At 70.0% G+C, this 23,924-nt stretch carries 17 protein-coding genes; 7 read left to right on the top strand and 10 right to left on the bottom strand.

Annotated features, from left to right (window positions below; genetic code table 11):
- The first annotated feature begins 1 nt into the window (after window position 1).
- Window positions 2-136, top strand: a complete 135-nt coding sequence (locus ACGFYU_RS13710) for a winged helix-turn-helix domain-containing protein (protein WP_393827485.1) — start codon at window positions 2-4, stop codon at window positions 134-136.
- Entirely contained in the window at window positions 76-696 is a 621-nt protein-coding gene (locus tag ACGFYU_RS13705) for an IS630 family transposase (protein WP_393827464.1), read from the top strand. Before ACGFYU_RS13710 ends, ACGFYU_RS13705 begins: the two co-directional genes overlap by 61 nt.
- Window positions 697-878: 182 nt before the next feature.
- Here the strand turns inward: ACGFYU_RS13705 and ACGFYU_RS13700 are convergent, their stop codons facing one another.
- The 7 genes from ACGFYU_RS13700 to ACGFYU_RS13670 all read right to left on the bottom strand — a co-directional run bounded on the left by ACGFYU_RS13700 (window position 879) and on the right by ACGFYU_RS13670 (window position 16,035).
- On the bottom strand, window positions 879-1,157 hold the full coding sequence (locus ACGFYU_RS13700; RefSeq protein WP_393827463.1) for a DUF6959 family protein: 279 nt from the start codon (window positions 1,155-1,157) through the stop codon (window positions 879-881).
- A complete protein-coding gene (locus ACGFYU_RS13695; protein WP_393827462.1) occupies window positions 1,154-9,880 on the bottom strand; it encodes a SpvB/TcaC N-terminal domain-containing protein in 8,727 nt (2,908 codons plus the stop codon). The genes ACGFYU_RS13700 and ACGFYU_RS13695 overlap by 4 nt, the downstream gene beginning before the upstream one ends.
- Before the next feature lie 236 nt (window positions 9,881-10,116).
- Entirely contained in the window at window positions 10,117-11,133 is a 1,017-nt protein-coding gene (locus tag ACGFYU_RS13690; protein WP_393827461.1) for a LacI family DNA-binding transcriptional regulator, read from the bottom strand.
- The gene (locus ACGFYU_RS13685; RefSeq protein ID WP_393827460.1) at window positions 11,121-12,722 is read right to left on the bottom strand and encodes a glycoside hydrolase family 13 protein; all 1,602 of its coding nucleotides are present in this window, start codon (window positions 12,720-12,722) and stop codon (window positions 11,121-11,123) included. The genes ACGFYU_RS13690 and ACGFYU_RS13685 overlap by 13 nt, the downstream gene beginning before the upstream one ends.
- A 49-nt stretch (window positions 12,723-12,771) precedes the next feature.
- Window positions 12,772-13,728 carry a sugar ABC transporter permease gene (locus tag ACGFYU_RS13680; RefSeq protein WP_393827459.1) on the bottom strand — a complete coding sequence of 319 codons (957 nt, stop codon included), beginning with the start codon at window positions 13,726-13,728 and terminating at the stop codon, window positions 12,772-12,774.
- 2 nt (window positions 13,729-13,730) lie between these two features.
- On the bottom strand, window positions 13,731-14,753 hold the full coding sequence (locus tag ACGFYU_RS13675; RefSeq protein ID WP_393827458.1) for a carbohydrate ABC transporter permease: 1,023 nt from the start codon (window positions 14,751-14,753) through the stop codon (window positions 13,731-13,733).
- A gap of 7 nt (window positions 14,754-14,760) precedes the next feature.
- Entirely contained in the window at window positions 14,761-16,035 is a 1,275-nt protein-coding gene (locus ACGFYU_RS13670; RefSeq protein ID WP_393827457.1) for an extracellular solute-binding protein, read from the bottom strand.
- 222 nt (window positions 16,036-16,257) lie between these two features.
- On the opposite strand from ACGFYU_RS13670, the gene ACGFYU_RS13665 reads away from it, so the two are divergent.
- From ACGFYU_RS13665 to ACGFYU_RS13655, 3 genes are all read left to right on the top strand, one after another.
- Window positions 16,258-18,069, top strand: coding sequence for a glycoside hydrolase family 13 protein (locus ACGFYU_RS13665; protein ID WP_393827456.1), 1,812 nt, complete (start codon window positions 16,258-16,260; stop codon window positions 18,067-18,069).
- A gap of 26 nt (window positions 18,070-18,095) precedes the next feature.
- Window positions 18,096-19,127 (top strand): LacI family DNA-binding transcriptional regulator, encoded by a 1,032-nt coding sequence (locus ACGFYU_RS13660; protein ID WP_393827455.1) that lies wholly within the window; start codon window positions 18,096-18,098, stop codon window positions 19,125-19,127.
- Between the two features lie 112 nt (window positions 19,128-19,239).
- Entirely contained in the window at window positions 19,240-20,130 is an 891-nt protein-coding gene (locus ACGFYU_RS13655) for a phosphatase PAP2 family protein (RefSeq protein WP_393827454.1), read from the top strand.
- Between the two features lie 3 nt (window positions 20,131-20,133).
- Here ACGFYU_RS13655 and ACGFYU_RS13650 read toward each other — a convergent pair whose 3' ends face one another.
- The 3 genes from ACGFYU_RS13650 to ACGFYU_RS13640 are packed head-to-tail and all read right to left on the bottom strand — an operon-like array spanning window position 20,134 to window position 22,303.
- The gene (locus tag ACGFYU_RS13650) at window positions 20,134-21,198 is read right to left on the bottom strand and encodes a hypothetical protein (protein ID WP_393827453.1); all 1,065 of its coding nucleotides are present in this window, start codon (window positions 21,196-21,198) and stop codon (window positions 20,134-20,136) included.
- The gene (locus tag ACGFYU_RS13645; protein ID WP_393827452.1) at window positions 21,195-21,458 is read right to left on the bottom strand and encodes a DUF397 domain-containing protein; all 264 of its coding nucleotides are present in this window, start codon (window positions 21,456-21,458) and stop codon (window positions 21,195-21,197) included. The genes ACGFYU_RS13650 and ACGFYU_RS13645 overlap by 4 nt, the downstream gene beginning before the upstream one ends.
- Entirely contained in the window at window positions 21,455-22,303 is an 849-nt protein-coding gene (locus tag ACGFYU_RS13640; protein WP_393827451.1) for a helix-turn-helix domain-containing protein, read from the bottom strand. Before ACGFYU_RS13640 ends, ACGFYU_RS13645 begins: the two co-directional genes overlap by 4 nt.
- Before the next feature lie 108 nt (window positions 22,304-22,411).
- Between ACGFYU_RS13640 and ACGFYU_RS13635 the strand changes: the two genes are divergently transcribed.
- The gene (locus ACGFYU_RS13635) at window positions 22,412-22,876 is read left to right on the top strand and encodes an ATP-binding protein (protein WP_393827450.1); all 465 of its coding nucleotides are present in this window, start codon (window positions 22,412-22,414) and stop codon (window positions 22,874-22,876) included.
- Between the two features lie 203 nt (window positions 22,877-23,079).
- Window positions 23,080-23,922 (top strand): helix-turn-helix domain-containing protein, encoded by an 843-nt coding sequence (locus tag ACGFYU_RS13630; protein WP_393827449.1) that lies wholly within the window; start codon window positions 23,080-23,082, stop codon window positions 23,920-23,922.
- Window positions 23,923-23,924 lie beyond the last annotated feature (2 nt).

The following is a 23,924-nucleotide window of genomic DNA, read 5'->3' as shown; positions in this document are numbered from 1 at the left end:
GCTGCACCGGCTGGGCTGGTCGCCGCAGGTCCCCGCGCACCGGGCCGTCGAGCGCGACGAGCAGGCCGTAGAGCGGTGGCGGACGGAGCAGTGGTCACGGGTAAGAGGACGGCCCAGCTCCTGGGTGCGTGGATAGCCTTTGAGGACGAGGCCGGCCAGGACCTGAAGCCGGGCAAGGGGCGGACCTGGTCGCGGCGCGGGCGGACGCCTCTGATCAAGGTGACCGGGAAAGGCTCGGGCCGGGTCCTGATGGCCGGGATGATCTGCATCAAGCCGGGCCGCGAGACCAGGCTGATCTACCGGACCCAGACGTACCGGGGCCGGACCGGCGAGAAGAAGGGCTTCCGGGCCCGCGAGTTCGCAAACCTGCTGACCTCTGCCCGCCGGCAGCTCGGCGGTGCCCCGCTGATCGTGGTGTGGGACAACGCCAGCACCCATCACGCCAAGGCCCTGCGGGACTTCTGCGACCGCAACAGCGACTGGCTCACCATCGTCAAGCTCCCGCCCTACGCGCCCGACCTCAACCCCGTCGAAGGCGTATGGGCCCACCTGAAGAAGTCCCTGGCCAACCTCGCACCCCGCACGATCGAAGACCTCACCCCGCTCGTGAAGAACCGCCTACGCGACATCCAACGCCGACCCGAAGTGCTCGACGGATTCATCGCCGAGACCGAACTCGGGCTGGAGCCCCCGTAGCCCTGTCACCCCACCCTTTCAACCTCAGCGTCAGCGTTGCTGTCAAGAGCCTCAAGGCCCCCTCAGAATCGAGACCAGCGGGGCAGATTGCTCTGCCCGAAAGGCAGCCCATTCTGCGCCATTCTTCCACCTAGAGGGAAGACTGTGACCTCAGCGTCCACTTAGCCGTTTCAGTCAGCCTCCTACGAATGATAAGGAAGCTTGAAGCCGAGATCCCGTGCAGCGTCCTCGTATGTTGAAACCATCTCCGAAATAGTGGTTACGATCTCATTCAACGGGAACCTGGCCTCTTCGAGGTCGCCCGCAGCTAGACAGTCAGTTAGCTCCTTTACGGTCTCCTGAAGAATCTTCAATGAATCCCCCTGGATCGCCGCTGCGGGTGAGTTTCTGCTGGGGAGCTGAACCACAGCATAGTTCCCAGAGACTGCCAGGATGGGGCCGATAACTTCGTTCTTATTCACTTAGGTCTCCGGGGGTGGAACGTAATGTGCGGCTCTGTGTCGACGAGAGGGCCGGTGAAGATATCTTGGCGCCTCCCTCTACCCAGGGACACGTCTCCTGTCGGGAGTGAACTCGAAATTCTACTTCTCGTGCGGCTGTTTATTCCGGTGATCACATAGTCCCAGTCCGATTCGGCATGGTAGCCATCAGGGTTGGTGGCGGACTGAGGCCCCTTGGCTCGACTTCCAACTACCGAGATCGTTACGTCACGGCTGTCGGCAGCATTCTGAATTCGCTTTGTCTCGGATACTGTCAACCCTTCCAGATCTGCGCCGTTTGCAGCAGTCGGGCCGCAGTTATGGACGAGGATCGGAGTGGCGCCTGCGAGCACATAGTAGGTGTGGATGTCGTCCACGGTGAGGTTGTGGACGGTGTGGTGTTCGGTCCATGCTCGGACCGCGCTGATCTGGACGTACGTGCCGCCGGACGTCTGGAGGAGGGTGCCGGGGGTGAGTTTGGACGCCGGGGTCCAGCGGTTCAGGGTCGGGGTCCAGAAGGGGTGGCCGTCCGTGGCGACCAGTTTGGCCGCGGTGCCGTCCTGCGTGGTGACGGTGAGTTCCACCAGGGACTTCTCGCCCGTGCCCGTGATGAGGCGGGTGACCGTGCGGGGGCCGTTCTCGCCCGTTTCCGGGTCCGTGGCGATGACCTCGTCGCCGAGTTCGACCTCGTCGATGCGTTTGCTCGTGCCGTCCGCCATCAGGACCGGTGTTTCACCCGTGAAGCTGTTGGGGGTGGCGCAGGTGTTGGGGGTGGAGGAGGCGGGGACCGGCGCGTTGTCCGCCGCCTTCACCGTCTTCGCCGCGTCCGTGGCGTTGGTGGCGTTCTTCGCCGTCTGCGCGGCGTCGATCATTTTGTTGCCGTACTTGGCCGCGTTCGCCGCGTAGCCCGCGCCCGGGATGGCCGAGGCGGCCGAGAGGCCGGCGTTGACGTAGTCGCCCTCCGCCGCGTACCAGCCCGCGTTGCCCAGGTCGGCGACCTCGCCGACGACCGGAACCATGCCGACGACGTCGAGGGTGGTGTGGCCGATCGTCTTCCACGACGGCATCTTCGGCCACTTGCCGGTCGGGTCGGTCAGCTTGACCGGGTTGTTGTGGGTGTAGGTGTAGGCGGCGAGGTTGCGGGGTTCGCCGATGCCGCCCGCGAGGTCCTGGTCGAGGTAGTCGGGCAGGGCTGGGTCGGCGCCGGCCCACAGCTGGGTCCTGGGGTTGTAGTAGCGGGCGCCGTAGTAGTAGAGGCCGGTCTCGGCGTCGAGTTCCTTGCCGGTGAACTGGTACGGGGTGTCCGCCTGACCGGTCCGTTCCTCCACCCACGTCTCCCCGAACGGGAAGTACTCCAGGTGCTCGGTGACCGCGCCCTGCTTGTCCGTGATGTAGCCGGAGGAGCCGATGTGGTCGGCGTGGAAGAAGGACTGGGCGTCCTCGGGTCCGGTGGCGGCGACCGTCTTCGTCGTCAGCCTGGTGTCGCCGACGAAGACGTGCTTGTAGGCGGTCGCGTCGCGTTCGCTGTAGGTGCGGTTCGGGTACAGCGAGAGCCCGTCGCCGCGCTTGACGATCCGGTCGCCCTTGTCGTCGTAGGCGTAGCCGACGGTGGCGTCGGCGCAGCCGCTCGGGTCCTGCGCGACCGTGGGCGAGGTCTTGTCCTGGCTGCAGACGAGGCGGTTCTCCTCGTCCCACACGTACTGGCGCCGCTTGCCGCCCGCGCCGGGCGCGGTGTTGACCGTGTCGGTCAGGTTGCCGTTGGCGTCGTAGGCCTGGGTGACCGGACCGACCTTCGTCGGGGCGTGCGGGCGCGTGCCCTCGTACGCGTAGGTGTAGTCGTACGTCGTCCTGTCCTGGACGTCGGGTGCGTTGGAGGGGTCGTCGACCGGTTCGATCGGGCCCGCCGAGGCGCCGCCGCCGGCCGGGAAGGCCGGGGTGCCGCCGGCGACCTCGTGCTGCTGGGACTTGCCGACGGTGTTGTGGATCGAGTCGTAGCCCAGGGTCAGTGTGTACTTGTTGACCCTGTTGTTCTTGTCGGTGTACTGGCCGGACGCAGAGGTGAGGCGGTACTGGTCGTCGTACCCGTAGGTCTGGGTGCTGGGACCGCCGATCGCCCCGCCCTGCGGCGCGTTGTTCGCCAGCGCCGTGATGTTGCCGATCTTGTCGTACGTGTAGCCGAGGTCCTGGAACGCGGTCCCGTTCGGCGCCGCCGACTTGAGCACCGCGAGCCTGCGGTCCTCGGCGTCGTAGGTGTAGGTCGTGCGGACCCCGTTGCCGGTCTGCTGGAGGATCTTCTGCCCGAACTTGTCGTAGTCGAGCCGGTCCAGGTACGTGTAGGTGGTGCCGTTCTTGACGCCGGTCGCCCGGGTGACCTGGCCGCCGGAGTCGTAGTCGTAGCTGAGGACCTCGCCGTCGGGGTAGGTCAGCTGGAGCACGCGGTTGAAGGCGTCGTAGCGCCAGGCCGTGGTGTAGGTGCGCGGGGCGCCGCCGGTCGCGGTGATCGTGCGGGTCTCCTTGGTCACCTCGCCCAGGGGTCCGTAGCCACGGGTCACCGTCCCCGCCGCGTCGCGGACCTCGGTGACCCGGGAGGCGGCGTTGTCCGGCGCTCCGGGTGCGCCGTAGGCGTAGCTGACGTTGTTGCCCGGGAACGTCGGGTACCGGATCGCCTTGAGGCGCGAGTAGTCGTAGTCGTACTCGACGGTCCGGCCGGCCGCCCGCATGTTCGCGGTGGTCTTCGCCGTCGTGTTCCCGGCCAGGTCGTAGTGCGTCTCGGTGCGTCCGGCGTCCGGGCTGTCGAACACGGTGCGGCGCCCCATGCCGTCGTACTCGGCGCGCGTGACGTTGTTCTTGTCGTCGGTGATCGCCGTGACCTGCTTCATGGGGTTGTATGCGTAGTCGGTCCAGATCACCCCCTGGCCACTGGCCTCCTTGACCGATGTGGTCGCGCCGCGGGTGTCGGTGTAGGTGCGCAGCTGCTTGCCGTTGCCGTCCGTCACCGTCTTCTCGAACCGGTTCGTGCCCGCCCGGTCCGCGCCGAACGCGTACCCGGTGGTCGTGGTGACCCCGTCCGGCTGCACCGTCTTCACCGAGCGGTCCAGCACGTCGAAGGTGTCCTTCGTGGGCGCCACGGTGTCGAAGGCGGCATTGAAGGTGGTGTTCGCCGACCCCTTGGCCTCCGTCACCGGGAAGTACTTCTCCACCGCGCGGCCGAGGAAGTCGAACTTCAGCCGCCCGGACACCGTCATCACCTGCGCCGGCGCCGCACCCGGCGAGGCGGCCACCGCGGCGTCCTTCTTCGTCTGCAGCACCCGCTTCAGACCGTCGGTGAAGGTGATCGTGTCGATGGTGTCGGCGCGCACGCCCGTGGCGGCGCGGTCCAGGTGCTTGGTCGAGGCGTACGGGACCACGGCCTCGGGGTGGTAGTCGAAGTCGATCGTGGCCTGGCCGCCGCCCGTCTCGTACGGCCCGGTCACCGTGTCCAGACGGCCGATGGTGTCGTAGGACATCACCACCGACTGGTTGTTCTGGTCGGTGTTGCGGGTGGGCTGGCCGTACTTCAGGTCGTGCGTCGAGGTGGACCGGTATCCGAAGCTGTCCACGGTGGACTCGACGTGCACGCCGACGACCGTGTCGTAGCCGTACTCCAGCCTGTACCGCTGTCCGGTCGCGTTCGCCGGGCCGGTCACGGCCTTGAGGTTGCCGTCCGGGTGGTACTCCAGGTCCGAGACGGCCGCGGTGCTGTCGTCCAGGTGGTCGCGGACCTGGCGCACCGCGCCGGTCACGCAGTCGACCGTGGACTCCCGGTGCCGCAGGACGGCCCCGGTCGCGGCGGCCTTCTGCCGCACCGCGTTCGCGATCCCGACGATGCCGCGGTCGCGGCAGGCCGGGTCGGAGGCGGTGTACCCGTACGTGGTCTCCAGGTCGTCGGCGGTTCCCTCGTCGGCCGCGTCGAAGGTGCGCACCACATTGCCGTACGCGTCGTAGGAGAGCTCGGTGGAGGTGGACTTGGCGGCGGTCGCCGCGCCCTCGTAGTGCTTCTCCTCCACCCGGACGAGCTGCGGGAACACGGTGGCCGTCGGGCTCTTGGGGTCCGCTTCCGCACCCGAGGAGGTGTCGTGCAGCCGGTAGGTGTTGAGCGTCTCGCGGTACGGGCGGCCCGCGCCGTCCACGGTCAGGACGCGGGTGAGCAGGCCGCGGGTCGCGTACCCGTCGGTGCGGTACTCGTTCGTCACCGAGCGGTTCAGGGCCTCGCCCGCGGCAGGATCGCGGTCCTCGGCCACGATGCGGCCGAAGCCGAGGAACTCGCGCTCCAGCCGGTCGTAGTTGCCCTTCTCGTAGCGGAAGGTGGTCAGGCGCGAGTCGGCGCCGTCGCCCGCGAGGCCGTCGAAGACCGTGGTGCGGGAGAGCACCCAGCGGCTCTCCTGCATGTCTGCGGTGTTGCCCGTGCGGGTGTAGTCCAGGTCGATGCGGGCGCCCATCGGGCGGGTGACCGAGCGCAGCAGGTTGGTGCGGCCGGTCTTGTTGACGGCGACCAGCAGCTCGTTGTCCCGGGTGGACTTGACGTGGTCGGCCAGGCCGTCGCCGTTGACGTCGCGCAGGCTGGTTTCGGCCCGGCTGATGCCGGTGGTCACGTTGGCGCCGGGGTTGAAGACGAAGACGCCGACGGGAGTGGGCAGGCCGACGGTGAAGTAGACGCCGGCGCCGAGACTCGCGTTCTTGTCGACGGCGATCTCGGGGAAGCTGCCGCGGAAGGGGGCGGGCGCGGTGAAGCCGGTGCCGGTGTTGACCGCGACCTTGATCGGGTTGGCCCCGTCGGTGAACACCCGGTCAGTGAGGCCGTCGCCGTTGACGTCCAGCATGCTCGCGTTGGTGAACGAGGTTCCCAGCTCGGCGGAGACGCCGCCCGCGAAGCCGTAGCGGTCGACGTTGAACCCGAGGTTGACGCCGACGTTGCGGGTGGACGCGTCGTTGATCGGTCCGGCCGACCAGGGTTCGCGGGCGGCGAAGGAGTAGCCGAGGTTCAGCTGGGCGTCGCCGTTGGCGTACACCTTGTCCGGCAACCTGTCCCCGTTGATGTCGATCAGGTCGACGCGGACGTCGGACTCGCCGCCGCCGAGGCTGCCGCCGATGCCGAGCGACGGTTGGACCGCGCCGGTGGTGGCGGTGTTGGCGCTGGTGCCCGCGTCGGGCGCGGCCATGCCCTGTGCGCTGGCGACGGTGGCGGACTCGCTGCCCGCGGAGAGCGCCACGTTGCCGGAGACGTTGTCCGCCTCGCGGACGTTGCCGCCGAGGGTGCCGCGCGTGGCGCCGAGCGCGCCGGTCATGTCGGAGAACTGGATCTCCTTGGCGCCCACGACGTCGGGGTAGCCGTCGCCGTTGAGGTCGAGGTAGTCGACCGAACCCGCGGTGATCCCGCCGACCACGGTACCGCCGAACGGACCCGCCGCGAGGGTGGCCGACACCTGGCCGGTGACGCCGCGGCGCATCACCGCCCGGTCGCCCGCCACGTCGGCGTCGGTGACGACGTCGATGGTGTCCGCACCCAGGCGGGAACTGGTCGCCATCGCGGCGGTGATCCAGGAGGAGTCGTCCTGAGCGGCCCAGCCGCCCTTGGCGGGCACGGGGGCGAACACCGCGAGCCGCGGCATGGTGAGCCGGGGGTTCGCGGTGAACACCGGGACGTCCGCTTCCTTGGGCTCCTTGGGCAGCGCGTCCTTGAAGCTCTGGTCCAGCGTGAGTTCGGCCTGCTTGATCGGTTGGGTGGCGCGGTCGCGGTTGCCCTGGTAGCCGATCACGCCCCAGCCGCGGTAGGGCTGGGCGAAGGCGCCCTGCCCGACGGAACCGTGCATGGCGCTGGGCGCCGGGGTGAAGGTCGGAAAGGACGAGGTCACGTCGTAGGTGACCGACGCGGACTGCTCGACGAGCAGTCCGAGCAGTCCGGTCTCCGTCGTGGAGTAGTCGATGTAGAGCTCGTCGCCGGCGGTGACCGGCACGGTCAGGTCCAGGTTCGGACCACCGAAGGGGGAGGTGTCCTTGGCTTGGAAGATCCGTTTGCCGAGCAACTGCCCGCCACGCTTCTTCACCGTGAACGCGATCTTGGCATCACCGAGGAGATTGAAGTTGAAGGACACCTTCGGCCGCACCTTCAACTGGCCGGTCTTGGTCGCCTTGTAGGACTGCTGCGGCGCGGTGAGGGTGTCCGCCGGGTACATGTTCATGTCGTACGGCGGGTTGATCACCAGCGTGGGATCGCCCTTGGCGTCGACGACCGACTCGACCCCCTGCGCGGCCGTGTAGTGCGCCTTCGGCGCCCAGCTCACCGCCGAGGAGTCGATCGGGGAGTCGGTCTTCAGCCTCCACGACATCTTCTCGAACATGCTGACCGGAATGCTCACGTCGATCGCGGTGGTGCCGGTCGACGCGGCGGGCAGGACCTTGCGGAACACCTCCGCGGGGGTGTGGACGCCGTTGCCCTTCTCGATCACGACGGTCACGTCGTCCGAGGTCGCCTTGGACTTGACCACGTCACCGGTCAGCCGCAACGTGCCGCTCACCGGCACGGTCACCAAGGACGGCCTGCCCCCGAAGGTGAAGTCGGCCGACGCGCGGAACACGGTGCTCGCCAGCCCGTTCGCATCCGTGCCGGCCGGCAGGTTGGTGTAGGTGATCGCCGGGTCCCACGCCACGGTGTCGTACTTGCCGTCCAGAATGGACTGCGTACGGAAGTAGAGCGCATCGCCCTTCTTCACCGGAATCGACGCCACATTGCCCGGGGCGAACTCGGTGTGGTCATCGGGGCCGATCCGCTGCGCCCAGAGTTCGGTGTCCTTGTGCTGGATGGTGACCCGCACACCGTCGGCCTTGGTGTAGGCCGCCCGCGCCGGCGAGGGGTCCTGGGTCAGCTGCACGGCGCCGTCCACGCGGACGTTGCCGTCGAACGGCGCGACCCAGCGGCGCACCGAGTCCAGCAGCGGCGAGTTGTCCACCTGCTGGTTGAACTGCGCGGTCTGATCGCCGACGATCTCGCCGGTCACCGCGCCGCCCCCGATCGGCGCCGGGGTGCGGGTGGAGTCCGCGCTGTAGGCGGGCTGCCCATTGGCGTCCAGGTAGCCGAACAGCACGCCGCCGTTGTTCACCAGGTCAGTGATGCCGTCACCGTTGACGTCGCTGAAGAACCGGTCCGAGGTGGTCGTGGTGCCCACGAAGTCCAGCTGGGCCGAGGTGGTGAGGACGTACGACTCGACGCCGATGGTGCCGGACAGCGTGCGCTCGGTCGAGATTCCCGGGAGGTTGGTGAGCTTGATCGGCGTATCGCCGAACTTCGGCTCACCACCCGGTGTGGCCAGATTGGGCCGGTAGAACACGTCGTTGTTCTTGCGGAACACCTTGTCCGGTAGGTTGTCGCCGTTCACATCGGTCAGCGTCGACAGGCCGTCGGACTGGCCCGCGCTGAACCCGACCTTCAACCCGACGGAACCCTCCTTGGTCGTCAGCCCCTGCACGTTGTAGCCCGCGAACAGGTGCGCGCCGAAGCCGGCCGACGTGTTCGCCGAGATCGCGCTGGCCTCGCCTTCGCGGATGTTCACCCCGAGGCCGTCGTCCGGCACCGACCAACCCGCCGCGTCGGCGAAGGCGTTGTAGTTGCCCGACTGGTCGCGCACGTCGTCGAAGTAGTCGAACGTGTGGGTGTTGAACAGCTTGTTGTCCTCGCCGAACTGCGACACCGAGGCGAGCAGCGTCTTGGCGAACGCGCCGGTCCGGTAGTTCAGCTCGTAGGCGCGGATCAGCTGGTCGTCGAGTTTCACCTCGACCCGGCGCAGCAGGTCCGCGGTGACCTTCTTGAAGCCGTACCGCGCGTCGATCTGGACGTCGCCGCGGCGTGCCTCGCCCCGGTCGCGGTCCCGGAGGAAGGTGACCGAGTAGCGGCCCTCGGTGCCGCCGTGCCCGGTGTAGGTGATCCGCTGTGGGTAGAGCGCGCGGCCCTGGACGGTGGCTTTCGCGACCCCGCCGTCGTCGACCCGGACGTGGTGGTAGCGCAGCAGGTTGTCGTGCCCGTCGCGCACCTCGCGCACCGCCCACACCGCGATGTTGCCGGACGCGTCGGCGAGCGTGGTGTTCTCCGCCCCGCCGAAGACGGTACGGGTGCCCTGCTTGTCGGTGACCTCCCACCAGTAGTTCGACGGCTTGTCACCGTGCCGGACGATCCGGTCGAACTTTCCCTCGACTCGGGAGTGGAACACCTTCTCCGCGGTACGCGCCTGGAGTTCACCGCGGTGCGCCACCGGGGTGAGCTGCTCCCCGTTCAGCTCGTACGACTCGGTTTCCTTGCCGCCGTCGTAGCGCGGGACGCCCCACCGGGTGTCCACGGTGATCGACGGCGTGGTCAGGTCCCAGCCGACGCCGGTCCAGCCGCTGCCGCCGGCCGAGTTGTAGGCGACCGACAGCTCGGGTTGCAGGCCCCCGCGTCCCTTGGGCAACTCCAGCGGGTACGCCAGCCTCGCGTCACCCGTACTGTTCGCCGTCGGGGTCTCGATCAGGTTCACCCCGGCGCCGGGGTCGGCCGCCTTGATGTCCTTGATCTGGTTCGGGTTGAACGAGGTGCCCTCCGGCCCTTCGGGCCCCTTGACCGCCGCCCCCGCGTCCGGCCCCGCCGCGACGCTCTGGAACCGCGCGGGCGAGGTCAACCCGAACCCGCAGAGCGCCATGATCAAAGCAAGGATCACACCACTGCGACCGCGGAACACGCGCCGGCCAGTCATCAAAGGGCCCCCACCGTCGGACATCCCCGGAGCCCGAGTCCGTCACGACCCCGCCCCCTGCACTACCGCACGGTAGGTTGAGCACAGGGTCGTCCGTACGGCTTTTCGCAACAAGAACGGTCCGTTCGACGGCAATCGGACAGCGCAGACGTGAATCAGCCACCGTTCCGCGGCTCAGGCCCCTACGCCCCCGGTCCCTGGCCCGTGGATCCCCGTACCACCAGTTCCGGCTGGAAGACGTACTCCGTGCGCTGGACCGGGGTGCCGCCCACCGCTTCCAGGAGGGCGCCCACCGCCGCCGTGGCCATGGCGCGCACCGGCTGGCGGACCGTGGTCAGCGGCGGGTCCGTGAAGGCGATCAGCGGGGAGTCGTCGAAGCCGACCACCGACACGTCCTCCGGCACCCGCAACCCCCGCTCCCGGGCCGCCCTGATGACTCCGAGCGCCATCGGGTCGCTCCCGCACACCACCCCCGTGCAGCCCCGGTCCAGCAGCGCGCCCCCCGCCGCGTGCCCGCCCTCCACCGTGAACAGCGTGCGCTGGATCAGGCCCTCCTCCTCCGCCCCCGGCAACGCGGCCTTGAACCCCTGCTCCTTGCGGGCCGACGGCACGTACCGGGTCGGCCCGATGGCCAGGCCGATCCGCCGGTGTCCGAGGTCCTTCAGGTGGCGGACGGCCATGTCGGCGGCCGCCCGGTCGTCCGGGGAGATGAAGGGGGCGTGGACGTGCTCGTTGAAGCCGTTGATGAGGACGAAGGGGACGCCCCTCGCCGACAGCCGCTGGTAGCGGGAGGGGTCCAGCGTCGAGTCCGCGTGCAGCCCCGACAGGAACACGATCCCCGTGACCCCCCGCTCCTCCAGCTGTTCCACCAGCTCGTCCTCGGTGGCCCCGCCCGGTGTCTGCGTGCACAGCACCGGCGTGTACCCGTGCCCGGCCAGCGCCTGCTCTATGACCTGTGCGAACGCCGGGAAGATGGGGTTCGTCAGCTCGGGGATCAGCAGCCCGACCAGGCCGTTGCTGCGCCGCTTCAGCCGTACGGGCCGCTCGTAGCCGAGCAGGTCCATGGCGGCCAGCACCTTGTGCCGGGTACCGGCCGCCACGCCCGCCTTGCCGTTGAGCACACGGCTGACGGTCGCCTCGCTGACCTGGGCCTGCGCGGCGATGTCCGTCAACCGGAGGGGGGAGGTCACCCCTGCCACCACACCGCCGTGTCGGCCGGGAGGGCGTCCGGCTCCGCGAGGTCCCCGCTGGCCAGCAGTACGGTCCCCGGCGCGGGCATCCGTACCGGCGCGCCGGTGGTGTTCACCGTGCACACGAACTGCCCCCGCCGGAAGGCCAGGACGCCCTCCGGTGCCTCCAGCCACTCGACCGCGTCGCCCGCGCCCAGCTCCGCCCGCTCCCGGCGGATCCGCAGCGCGGCGCGGTACAGCTCCAGCGTCGAAGCCGGATCCCCCGTCTGCGCCGCGACGCTCAGCCCGGCCCACTCTGCGGGCTGCGGCAGCCAGCTGCCGCCGTCGCCGAAGCCGTACGGGGCCTCGTCGCCCGACCACGGGATCGGCACCCGGCACCCGTCCCGCAGCCCGTCCTGGCCGTTCGCCTTGAAGAAGGAGGGGTCCTGGCGCACCTCGTCCGGAAGGTCGGTGACCTCCGGCAGGCCGAGCTCCTCGCCCTGGTAGACGTACGCCGACCCCGGAAGCGCCAGCATCAGCAGGGCCGCGGCCCGCGCGCGGGCCAGGCCCTGCGCCCCGCCCCCGTACCGCGTCACATGACGCACCACATCGTGGTTGGACAGCACCCACGTGGTCGGCGCCCCCACCGGCCGCATCGCGTCGAGCGAGTCGTCGATGGTGGCGCGCAGCGCGTCCGCGTCCCAGCCGGTGTTCAGGTAGTGGAAGTTGAAGGCCTGGTGGAGCTCGTCGGGACGCAGGTAGAGCGCGGTGCGGTCGGCGCTCGGCGTCCAGGCCTCGGCGACGCCGATGCGGTCGCCGGCGTACTCGTCCAGCACCTTCCTCCACGACCGGTAGATCTCGTGGACCCCGTCCTGGTCGAAGAAGGGCAGCACCTGGTTGCCCAGCAGCTTCAGCTGCTCGCCCCGCCCCAGATCGGGCAGTCCGGGGGCCTTGACCAGGCCGTGCGCGACGTCGATGCGGAAGCCGTCGGTGCCGAGGTCGAGCCAGAAGCGCAGGATGGAGCGGAACTCGTCCTGGACGGCGGGGTGTTCCCAGTTGAAGTCGGGCTGTTCGGGCGCGAAGAGGTGCAGGTACCACTCCCCGTCGGCCACCCGCGTCCAGGCCGGCCCGCCGAAGATGGACTCCCAGTCGTTGGGCGGGAGTTCACCGGGCTCGCCCCGTCCCGGGCGGAAGTGGAAGCGCTCGCGCAGCGGCGTCCCCGGGCCCTCCCGCAGCGCCTGCTTGAACCATTCGTGCTGGTCGGAGCAGTGGTTGGGGACCAGGTCCACGATGATCCGCAGGCCGAGGGCGTGCGCTTCGCGGATCACGGCGTCGGCGTCGTGCAGGCTGCCGAACATGGGGTCGATGGCCCGGTAGTCGGCGACGTCGTAGCCCGCGTCGGCCTGCGGGGAGGCGTAGAAGGGGCTGAGCCAGACGGCGTCGACGCCCAGTTCCTTCAGGTAGGGCAGGCGGCTGCGGATGCCTTCGAGGTCCCCCATGCCGTCCCCGTTGGAGTCGGCGAAGCTGCGCGGATAGACCTGGTAGATCACCGCTTCTCTCCACCAGCCGGGCCGGGTGCCGGTGGCGGTGGGGAGTGTTTCGGCGAGGTGCTGGGTCATGTCTTCCTTGAAGAGATCGGGCCGGAGGTGCGTCGAACGGGCAGGGTGGTCAGCCCTTGGTGGCGCCCGCCGTCATGCCGGCGACGAGGTGACGCTGGGCGAATACGAAGAAGATCGCCGCGGGGATCGCGATGAGGACCGAGGCGGCGCTCATCGCACCCCAGTTGGAGGTGTACTGCGTGACGAAGGTCTGCAGCCCGCCGGCGAGCGTGAGGTTCTCCTCGCCGACCATGAAGGCGGAGGCGTACGCGACTTCGCCCCAGGCGGTGATGAAGGCGTAGAAGCCGGTGACGGCGAGGCCCGGCTTGGCGAGCGGCAGGATGAGCCGCCAGAAGGTGCCGAAGGGGTTGAGCCCGTCCACCCGCCCCGACTCGTCGATCTCCACCGGGATGGTGTCGAAGAAGCCCTTCATCATCCACGCGCAGAACGGCACGGCGATGGTGAGGTACGTGATGATCAGGCCGAGGGGCTGGTTGAGCAGCCCGAGATCGCCCATGAGGTTGTAGAGCGGGACGATGAGGATGGCCATCGGGAACATCTGCGTGATGAGCAGGGTCCACATCAGCGGCTTCATTCCGGGGAACTTGAAGCGGCTGACGGCGTATCCGGTGGTGGCGGCGATGAAGACGCCGAGGACGGTGGTGACGCCGGCGACCAGGACCGAGTTGCCGAACCAGCCGAGGAAGTGGCTCGACTCCAGCAGGTACCGGTAGTTGCCGAGGGTCGGATCCTTGACGAAGTCGGTGGTGATCGCGTACTCGGCGGGCTTGAGCGAGGTCAGCAGGATCCACAGCACCGGGAAGACGGCGATGACGGACGCGACGACGAGCGTGGCGTGCAGGCCGACGGAGGCCAGCGGGCTCCGGCGCCCGCGCCCGCGGGCCTGGGCGGCAGGCTTCGGCGCGCCGGAAGTCACCGCCTCCGCCGCGGCGGGCGTCGCGGGCGCGGCGTCGCGCTCGGCATCTCGTCCGGCGCCGCCTCCGGCGGCATTGGGCTTCGTGGTCATGGTCACCACACCTCTCCCTGCTTGCGCAGCGAGCGCCGGTAGACCAGCGCGAAGATCATGAGCAGCAGGAGGATCAGTACGCCCCAGGTGGCGGAGACCGCGAAGTCGCGCGGGCTCGTGATGAACGCCTCGCGGAAGGCCTGGGTCACCAGGATCTCGGTGGAGTCGCCGGGTCCGCCGCGGGTGAGCAGGAAGATCACCGGGAACATGTTGAAGGTCCAGATGGTGGAGAGCAGGATCACCGTCATGCTCACCGCGCGCAGCCCGGGCAGGGTGATGTGGCGGAACCGCTGCCAGGCGGAGGCCCCGTCCATCTCGGCGGCCTCGTAGAGCTCACCGGGGATCGACTGCAGTCCGCCGAGCAGGGCGACCATCATGAAGGGGACGCCGAGCCAGACGTTGACGGCGATGACCGAGAACTTGGCCCAGGTCGGGTCGTCGAGCCACGGGACGGCCGCGATGCCGCCGCCGTCGAGGAGCTTGTTGAGGATGCCGTTGTCGCGGTTGAAGAGGAACCGCCAGGCGAAGACGGAGACGAAGCCGGGGACGGCCCAGGGCAGGATGAGCGCCATCCGGTAGAGGGCGCGGCCCTTGAAGTCCCGGTTGAGCATGTTGGCGAGGACCAGGCCGAGGGTGAAGGTGACCGACACGCACCCGACGGTCCACAGCACCGTCCACACCAGCCGCTGGAGGAACACCGGGTCGCTGAGGACGTCCGCGTAGTTGTCGAGTCCGACGAACTCGTACGTGGCCTCGATGTGGCGGGCGCCGATGGTACGGGAGACGTTGCGCTCGTTGGCGTTCGTCAGCGACAGGTAGACGCCCTTGACGAGCGGCCAGCCGATGATCACGCCGAGGACGAGCACCACCGGGGCGACCATGGCCCAGGCGTACCAGTGGGTGGCGAGGGCGCGCCTCAGACCGCCTGCGTTCCTGCTGTCAGTCCTGCGGCTCCGGCCGCGGGAGGCGACGCTGTCGTCGTCTCCCGCGGCCTTCGCCACCGACTGGCTGGTGTGAGCAGCCATGTTTTCGTTACTTCCAGCCCTTGAGGATCTTGCGGAACTCGACACCGGCCGCCTTGGCGGCGTCCTCGGGGCTCGACGCCCCGGTGATCGCCTTGGTGTACTCGACCTTCAGCGGCTCGAAGAGGGAGCCGTTCTCCGGGATCCAGGCGCGCTCGACGGCCTTGTCCACGGCCGGCTTGAAGAACTGCACCATCTCGCTGTTCTTGACGTCCGGCTGCTCGTACGCGGCGGTGCGGGTCGGGAGCAGGCTCAGCTCCTTGGCGGACTGCACCTGGACCTCCTGCGAGGTCATGTACTCGACGAAGGCGTGGGCCGCGGCGCGGTTCTTGGAACCGGCGTAGACGGCGAGGTCGTGGCCGCCCTGCGGGGCGCCCGCCTTGACCGAGCCGGCCGGGACGGCGGCAACGCCGAGGTTGGCCTTGTCCTTGAACTGGTCACCGGCGTAGCTGTCGGCGACCGCCCACGGGCCGTTGATCATCATGGCGGCCTGGCCGGTCTTGAAGGCCGTCTGCATGTTGTTCCAGCCGTCGGTGGCGTTGGTGATCGCCGCGCCCGAGGTGACGAGGCCGCGGGCGGTCTTGAAGGCCTTGACGCCGGCCGCGTTGTCGACGGTGACGGTCTTGTTCTTGGCGTCGACCAGGTCGCCGCCCTCGCCGTAGATCAGCGGGAGGAACCAGTAGGAGTCGTCGCCGCGCAGGTAGAGGCCGGCCTTGCCGGTCTTGTCCTTGATGGCGGCGGCGGCGGTCTTCAGCTCCTCCAGGGTCTTGGGGGGCTGGACGCCGGCGTCGGCGAGCATCTTCTTGTTGTAGAAGAGGCCGAGGGTGTCGATGACCTGCGGCACGGCGTAGGTCTTGCCCTCGTACTTGCCGCTGGCCGCGGCCTGCGGGAGGAACTCGGCGTCGACCTTCTTGGCCGTCTCGGCCGGTACCTCGTCGAGGTACTGGAGGGAGGCGAAGTCGGCGACCCAGCCGACGTCGGCGCGGATCACGTCGGGGGCGTCGGAGCCGCTGCTGAAGGCGTTCTTGACCTTGTTCTGGGCGTCGCCGTACGGGACGTTGACGTACTTGACGGTGACCTTCGGGTGCTTCGCGGTGAACGCCTCGGCGATCTTCTGGAAGCTGGCCTTCTCGGCGTCGTTCGAGGTGTCCCACCACGTGACCGTGCCGGAAAGCTCGCCGCCGGACTTGGTCTCCTGACCGTCGTCCTTGCCGTCACCGCCGCAGGCCGTCGCCGCGAGCGCCAGGGTCGCGACCAGCGCGGTGGCCGCTATGCCACGCCGCATATGAACTCCTTCGATGATCCCGGCCGCGCCCTCGCGGTCCCGAGTTGCAGGGAACGTAACAAGACTGAAAGCCGACCGAAAGACCTTGCGGCAATTTTCTGCAAGAGACGCTGATCGTTACATCCGTGTGTCCGGACGGTTGCCGCAGCTTGCTGTTAGTTCGAGTCACCTTCGACTGTCCGGGCCCGCAACCACGGGGCGTGTACTCGCGTTGACCCCGATATGACCCACGAGTTGACGGCCGTCCAGCTTGCAAGCGCTTCCAGCAAGGCCACGGCGAGCGGTGGCTGGTGGCGCGATGCCGTCATCTACCAGGTGTACGTACGCTCCTTCGCGGACAGCGACGGCGACGGCGTCGGGGACCTGCGCGGGGTCCGCGAGCGCCTCCCCCACCTGGCCCGCCTCGGGGTCGACGCCGTGTGGCTCACCCCCTTCTACGTCTCCCCGCAGGCGGACGGCGGCTACGACGTCGCCGACTACCGGGCCGTCGACCCGCTCTTCGGGGACCTCTCCGACGCCGACGAGCTCGTCCGGGCCGCGCACGCGCTGGGGCTGCGGGTCATCGTGGACGTGGTGCCGAACCACACCTCCGAGCGGCACCCGTGGTTCCGCGCCGCCCTCGCCGGGGAGCCGGGGGCCCGGGAGCGCTACCTCTTCCGCCCGGGGCGCGGGGCGGCCGGGGAGCTCCCGCCCAACGACTGGGAGTCGGTCTTCGGCGGGCCCGCCTGGACCCGTGTCGCGGACGGCGCCTGGTACCTGCACCTCTTCGCCCCCGAGCAGCCCGACCTGGACTGGGGGCATCCCGAGGTCGCCGCCGAGTTCGCCTCCGTGCTGCGCTTCTGGCTCGACCTCGGCGTCGACGGCTTCCGCGTCGACGTCGCCCACGGCATGGTCAAGGCCCCCGGCCTGCCCGACATCGGCCGCGGCGCCCAGGCCACGCTCATCGGCACCGAGCCGCTGCCCTTCTTCGACCAGGACGGCGTCCACGAGATCCACCGCTCCTGGCGCCGGCTCCTGGACTCCTACCCGGGGCAGCGCATCGGCGTCGCGGAGGCCTGGGCCCCGACCTCCGAGCGGCTCGCCCGCTACGTCCGCCCCGACGAGCTGCACCAGGCCTTCAACTTCCGCTTCCTGAACTGCCCGTGGGACACGGCCGCGATGCGGACCGTCATCGACGAGTCGCTGGCCGCCACGGCCTCGGTGGGGGCGCCGACCACCTGGGTGCTGTCCAACCACGACGTCGTACGGCACGTGACGCGCTACGGGGGCGGGGCGCGGGGCCTCGCCCGGGCCCGGGCCGCGGCGCTGCTGATGCTGGCCCTGCCCGGCTCGGCGTACGTCTACCAGGGCGAGGAGCTCGGCCTCCCCGAGGTCGCGGACCTCCCGCCCTCCGCCCGCCGGGACCCGGCCTTTCGCCGCGGGCGCGGATCCTCCTCCGGAGCCGGACCGGGGGACGGAGCCGGGCCCGAGGCCGGGGCCGGACCCGAGGCCGGCGCCCGCGCCAAGCCGGGGGCCCGGGCCTGGACCGGTCCCGGGCCCGGGACCGAGCCCGGAGCCGGGCCCGAGGCCGGGGCCGGGCCCGAGGCAGGATCGCGCACCGCGCCCGAGGCGGCCGGGCAGGACGGGCTGCGGGACGGGTGCCGGGTGCCGCTGCCCTGGTCCGGCTCGGCGGAGCCGTACGGCTTCGGGCCGGGCGGGAGCTGGCTGCCGCAGCCCGCCGGCTGGGGCGAGCTCAGCGTGGCCGCCCAGACCGGCGACCCGCACTCCACGCTGGAGCTCTACCGGGCCGCCCTGGAGCTGCGCCGCGCGCTGCCGGGCCTGGGCTCGCCCGAGGCGGGCCCGCTGACCTGGCTCCCGGCGCCCGAGGGGGTCCTCCTCTTCACCCGCCCCGGCTTCGCCTGCACCCTCAACAGCCGCCCCACCCCCGTGGAACTGCCCGCGCCCGGGCGCCCCGTGCTCTCCAGCTCCCCGGTGGAGACGGACGGCCGGACCGTCCGGCTTCCCCCGGATTCGTGCACGTGGTGGGCATTTTGACGTGGCGGCCGGTACAGTCCCATCCCGTGACCGCACGGCTAGCCGACATCGCAGCCCAGGCGGGGGTCAGCGAAGCCACAGTCAGCCGCGTGCTCAACGGCAAGCCCGGTGTGGCCGCCGGCACCCGTGAGTCCGTGCTGGCCGCGCTCGACGTGCTCGGCTACGAGCGGCCCGTACGGCTGCGCCAGCGCAGTGCCGGCCTCGTCGGCCTGATAACCCCCGAGCTGGACAACCCCATCTTCCCGGCGCTCGCCCAGGTCATCGGCCAGGCGCTGACCCGCCAGGGCTACACGCCGGTGCTGGCCACGCAGACGCCCGGCGGGTCCACCGAGGACGAGCTGACCGAGATGCTGGTCGACCGCGGGGTCTCCGGGATCATCTTCGTGTCCGGACTGCACGCCGACACCACGGCCGACATGGGCCGCTACGACCAACTCCGCGGTCAGGGCGTCCCGTACGTCCTCATCAACGGGTTCTCCGACAAGGTGCAGGCCCCCTTCGTCTCCCCCGACGACCGGGCCGCGATGCACCTCGCCGTGACCCACCTGACCGCGCTCGGGCACACCCGGATCGGACTCGCGGTCGGGCCGAAGCGGTTCGTCCCCGTACTCCGCAAGATCGAGGGCTTCCGGGCCGCGATGAAGGAGCGGCTCGGGCTGGGCGAGGCGGAGACCGAGGAGCTGATCCAGCACTCCCTGTACACCCTGGAGGGCGGCCAGGCCGCCGCGGCCGCGCTGATCGGGCGCGGCTGCACGGCGGTGGTGTGCGCGAGCGACATGATGGCGCTCGGCGCGATCCGGGCCGCCCGGCAGCAGGGGCTGAAGGTGCCGCAGGATGTGTCGGTGGTCGGCTTCGACGACTCCCCGCTCATAGCGTTCACCGATCCGCCGCTGACCACGATCCGACAGCCCGTGCAGGCGATGGGGCAGGCGGCCGTCCGGACCCTGCTGGAGGAGATCGGCGGTACGCCGGCCCCGCACAGCGAATTCGTCTTCCTGCCCGAGCTGGTCGTACGCGGTTCGACGGCGTCCGGTCCCGGGCAGCGGAGAAGGACGTAACGGGCGTGAAGCACGTAAGGGCCACGTCTCGTCCCCAGGGCTGAGCGGCTGCGCGGAAGACCGTCCCGAGGGATGATCGGAGGCGAGATCGCATCTGGCAGACTCTTTTCCCATGGGTGAAGCGAGCGTGAAGACACTGGAAACCCGGACGGATGTCTCGTCACCCACCGTGACCGAGAGGGAGACCCGCCCGGGGTCCGATCGCGCCCTGCTCAGCCGGTTGCGGTCCCCGCGCCGACCGCGGATCTGGTTCGAGGTCGTGCTCATCGCGGTCAGCTACTGGACGTACTCGCTGATCCGCAACGCGGTGCCCGAGCAGAAGGCGGCCGCCCTCGCGAACGCCGACTGGATCTGGGGCGTCGAGCGCAGCCTCGGCATCGCCGTCGAGCAGTCGGTCAACCACGCCGTCAACTCGGTGACGTGGCTGATCGTGGGCATGAACTACTACTACGCCACGCTCCACTTCATCGTGACCATCGGCGTACTGGTGTGGATCTACCGCTTCCATCCCGGGCGTTACGCGCCCGCCCGGCTGGTCCTCTTCGCCACCACGGGCGTGGCCCTGGTCGGCTACTACTTCTACCCGCTCGCGCCGCCCCGGCTGATGACCGGGCAGAGCTTCGTCGACACCGTGCTGGTCCACCACACCTGGGGCTCCATGGCCTCCGGGAACCTCAAGCACATGTCGAACCAGTACGCCGCCATGCCCTCGATGCACATAGGGTGGTCGCTCTGGTGCGGCCTGACGATCTTCGCGGTCGCCTCCGCCCCGTGGGCCCGGATCCTGGGCCTGCTCTACCCGACGGCGACCCTCGTCGTCATCGTGGCCACCGCCAACCACTTCTGGCTCGACGCCGTGGGCGGCATGCTCTGCCTGGCCTTCGGCTACACCCTCTCGCGCGCCTGGTACGGCTCGCTCCCCCACCGCCTGCCGCGCCACCCCGAGCACGCGGGCGCCCACCCCTTCGCCGAGGCCCTGGCGAACCGCTTCCGCCGCGCCTGAGCCTCAGCGGTCGATCCGGGCGAGGGCTTCGGCGAGCGTGCGGGTGTACATCTCGTCCATCAGGATGGAAACACCCCGGAACCCGTACTCGAGACGGCGCTCCGAGGCCAGGATCCCCCGCAACCGGGGCGCGGCCACGGCGGCCGCAGGGCCGATCTCCCCGAGGTGGCGGACGGCCTCCCGCACGGGCTGTGCCGGGTTCCCGGTCCATGCCGGGTCCACGGCCGCCAGCAGCACCGGCACGGCGGGCTCCGGGTCTCCGGTGATCCGCCAGTAGGCGTGCGCCGCCGCGGTACGGATCCACGCGCCGGGCGATTCCATCAGGCCGCGCACTGTCCCTGCGTACCGGGACGCCGCCGGGCCCAGGTCCGCCAGGAAGGGCAGGCCGTTGCCGGCGCTCCCGGAGCCGGCCGCCGCCCCGCACACGGCGAGGGCGAGGGTGTCGTCCCCGGTCACCCGCCAGTGCGCCCAGGCGGCCCGCCGCAGGTGGTGACGGCCCGCGCGGGGGTCCCGGCCGGTGGCGAAGCCGGCCAGCCGGTCCGCAGCGACCGCCGCGGCGGGGCCGATCCGGCCGAGGGCGCGCAGGGCCTGGTAGGCGTGCTCCGTCTCCAGGAACGGGACCACCTCCGGCACGGCGGGCCCGGCGGCGGGGCCCCACGCGGCGAGGACTTCGAGCACGATGTCGACGCGGTGCCGCTCCGGCTTGCGCAGGACGGCCCGCACCGTCGGCAGCAGCTCGGCCGCGGGCAGCCGGGCCAGGGTGTGCGCGTGCAGGCGCTGGAAGGGAAAGTGGGACCGCTCCAGAGCGGGCACCGCACGGCTGTCGCCCATCCCTGCGAGCGCGTAGGCGCACGCCGTGACGGCGCCGCCCGAGGGGGCGACGGCTGTGAGGGCCCGGGCGAGCCGGTCGGCCTGCCCGCAGACGCCCCGCCCGGCCTGCATCAGCGCGTGTTCGGTGTCCCAGTTCCCGCGTCCGGCGATGACCGCCGTGATCACGGTGTCCCAGCACTCCGGGTCCGGCCGCCGGTACCGGAACACGGCCTCGACGGCAGAACCCAGTCGTCTCACGAGGAAGCCGAGGCGTGGGCGACGAAGCCGGTCCAGGCGGCCGGGGTGAGGGTGAGGCGGGCGTCTTCGGGGCGCTTGGAGTCGCGGACGAGGACGGTGCCGGGGGTACGGGCGACCTCGACGCACTCGTTGCTGTCACTGGCGCTGTAGCTGCTCTTGGTCCAGGCGACCTCGACGCAGTTGGGTCCGTCGTTGGTGCTGTAACTGCTCTTCACCCACGCCGGTGCGGAGAGGCCCTCGGCCGACGGCTTGATGCTCATGTCTCTCCCAGTACCTTCTCGATGAACGTCAGCGATGCGCGAGGCGTCAGAGCCTGTGCCCGGATCATGCCATAGCGCATGTCCAGGATCTGGACCTCTTTGGGCTCGGTGATCAAGCGACTGACCAGCTGAACTTCGTTGTGCCCGATGGTCGTTCCGTCCTTGAGGCGCATGACGGTGAGGGACCCGGCGAGACCAGCATGCTCCTCGACGGCGGTCGGCATCACCTGGATTTCCACGTTCCGCAGGGTGCCCACCTCCAACAAGTGCTCCAGTTGGCGGCGCAACACCATCTTGCCCCCGATGGGCCGCCGGAGGACAGCCTCTTCCTGCACGACGGTCAGCAGTGGGGCCTGATGTCGCCGGAGGATCTCATGGCGCGCCACCCTCGCCGCGACCAAGCGCTCGGTTGCATCCTCCGAGTAGGGCGGCCGCCTCACGGCGTAGAGCGCACGGGCGTACTCCTCGGTCTGGAGCAGGCCGGGCACGACACCATTCTCGTACGACCCGATCTCCACCGCCTCGGATTCCAACTTGGCCAGATCCCGAACCTTCTTCGGATACCGCGCCCGCTGGATATCGGCCTTCATCGCGGCGATTTTCCCGCCTGCCCCCAGGATCTCGTCCGCCTTGTCCAGGAACTCCGGACGCGGAATACGCGCACCGCGCTCGATCTTGTAGATCAGGTTCGGACCGTATCCCATCCGTTCACCGAACTTGGAACGGTCGAGGCCGGCCGCCTCCCGCCACATTTTCAACTGGCGTCCCACCGTGGCGATGACCGCCCCGGATTCGTCGTCCGGGTCGAGTTCCCAGCTCGACTCGTCGGCGCCGTCTGTGTTCATGCCACCTCCGTTGGACCGGGAGGACACCACGGGACCCGCTTGGACAACCGTCGTACACAGCGCCCTCAACTCTGTTCAGGTTACGCACGGATGGCCACGCTGAGTCACGTGAATCAGGAAATCCGCCTCGTCGCCACGCTCCCCTCCACCCCGCGCGGAGCGCGTGCCGCCCGCGCGCTCGCGGTCGCCCAACTCTCGGAACATCAGCTTCCGTTCGACGACGCCGCACAGGTCGTCGCCGAACTGGCCGTGAACGCCGTGACGCACGGGAGGGTGCGCGGGCGGGACTTCCGGCTGGCGTTGCTCATCGGGCCCGGGCCTACGCTCCGTATCGAGGTGTCGGACACCCGGCGGGAAGCGGGCCCACCCGCAGTGGCCGAAGTGCCGGAGCCCGGGGCGGAGTCGGGGCGGGGGCTCGCCCTGGTCTCCGCGTTGGCGACGCGCTGGGGGACCGACCACGGGCCCGCGCCGCTGAAAACCGTGTGGGCGGAAATGGTTTTGGAGAGTCCGATTTCACCGGATCGAGATTTCCACGACCCGGTGGGCCGCAGCCCGGTCACGCACGACGCCTAAAGATTAAACAACCGGGGGAAATGACCTCTCCATACCTCCCCCTCCCCTCTCACTCGGTCGGGTGAATCGCCCCAACCGGGCTGGCGCATATGACAATTCACCGGGCACTCTGGCTGCCGACAACCCCATAAAACGCGTTCGGCCCCCGCGCGGGACGGCAATCCCGCCGAGGGCCTGACCATAGAGAAGGCAACACCCTTCCCATGGCTGACCAGCAGCTTAGCGCGCCCCCACGCGTCCCGTCCGGCATCCGGCACATCAACCACGACCACAGTCGCGGCTACGTCAAGATCGGCAACCATCTCGCCCAGCACCGCGAGCTGAGCGTGACGGCGATCGGCCTGGCCACGCACATCCAGTCCCTCCCGCCGGGCGCCAAGGTGACCATCAAGGCCCTCGCCGCCCGCTTCCCGGAGGGTGAGGTCCGCATCGCCGCCGCCCTGCGCGAGCTGGAGCAGCACGGCTACCTGGACCGCTTCCAGGAACGACTTCCGTCCGGGCGTGTCGTGACCTGCACGGTGTCGTACAACAACCCGCCCGCGAGGTTCGCGGAGGCGCACCGCGAGCGGCGGCACGCCCCGCCCCCGTCATCCGACCCGGACCCCGAGCCCGAGCCCGCATCGGAGCCCACCCCCGACCCGGGGGCCGACGTACCGCAGGCGGAGCTCGAAGCACGGGAGTTGCTGGCCCGGCTGCGGTTGCGCGATCCCCGGCTGGTGCTGTCCGAGCGCGACACGGTGCGGCTGGCACCCGCCGCGGCGGTATGGCTGGACCGCGGGCTCGTCCCCAGCGCCGTCGCCGCCACGCTCACGCGCTCGCTGCCGATGACGCCGATCCACTCCCCGGCGGCGTTCCTCTCTCACCGCCTGCAGGAACTGCTCCCGCCCCGCCTGCCGTACTCCCGGGCCGGGGCCCCCGTACTCCCGGACCGGGTCGTCCACCCCCTCCGCTCCTGCGACGGCTGCGACCTCGCCTTCCGCTCCCCCACTCCGGGCAGCTACTGCGACGCCTGCACCGCCACGGCCACGGCAGTGACAGCCGCTTGAGG

Source organism: Streptomyces sp. NPDC048337, assembly GCF_043201175.1.
In the GTDB taxonomy this organism is placed as follows: Bacteria; Actinomycetota; Actinomycetes; order Streptomycetales; family Streptomycetaceae; genus Streptomyces.
This window is presented reverse-complemented; position numbering and strand designations above follow the sequence as displayed.

Coding starts and splice junctions, on each gene's coding strand:
- ACGFYU_RS13685 (WP_393827460.1), bottom strand. CDS start 12,722: ATGACCCAGCACCTCGCCGAAACACTCCCCACCGCCACCGGCACCCGG.
- ACGFYU_RS13670 (WP_393827457.1), bottom strand. CDS start 16,035: ATGCGGCGTGGCATAGCGGCCACCGCGCTGGTCGCGACCCTGGCGCTC.
- ACGFYU_RS13695 (WP_393827462.1), bottom strand. CDS start 9,880: ATGGCGCTCTGCGGGTTCGGGTTGACCTCGCCCGCGCGGTTCCAGAGC.
- ACGFYU_RS13655 (WP_393827454.1), top strand. CDS start 19,240: ATGGGTGAAGCGAGCGTGAAGACACTGGAAACCCGGACGGATGTCTCG.
- ACGFYU_RS13675 (WP_393827458.1), bottom strand. CDS start 14,753: ATGGCTGCTCACACCAGCCAGTCGGTGGCGAAGGCCGCGGGAGACGAC.
- ACGFYU_RS13640 (WP_393827451.1), bottom strand. CDS start 22,303: ATGAACACAGACGGCGCCGACGAGTCGAGCTGGGAACTCGACCCGGAC.
- ACGFYU_RS13665 (WP_393827456.1), top strand. CDS start 16,258: ATGACCCACGAGTTGACGGCCGTCCAGCTTGCAAGCGCTTCCAGCAAG.
- ACGFYU_RS13680 (WP_393827459.1), bottom strand. CDS start 13,728: ATGACCACGAAGCCCAATGCCGCCGGAGGCGGCGCCGGACGAGATGCC.
- ACGFYU_RS13645 (WP_393827452.1), bottom strand. CDS start 21,458: ATGAGCATCAAGCCGTCGGCCGAGGGCCTCTCCGCACCGGCGTGGGTG.
- ACGFYU_RS13630 (WP_393827449.1), top strand. CDS start 23,080: ATGGCTGACCAGCAGCTTAGCGCGCCCCCACGCGTCCCGTCCGGCATC.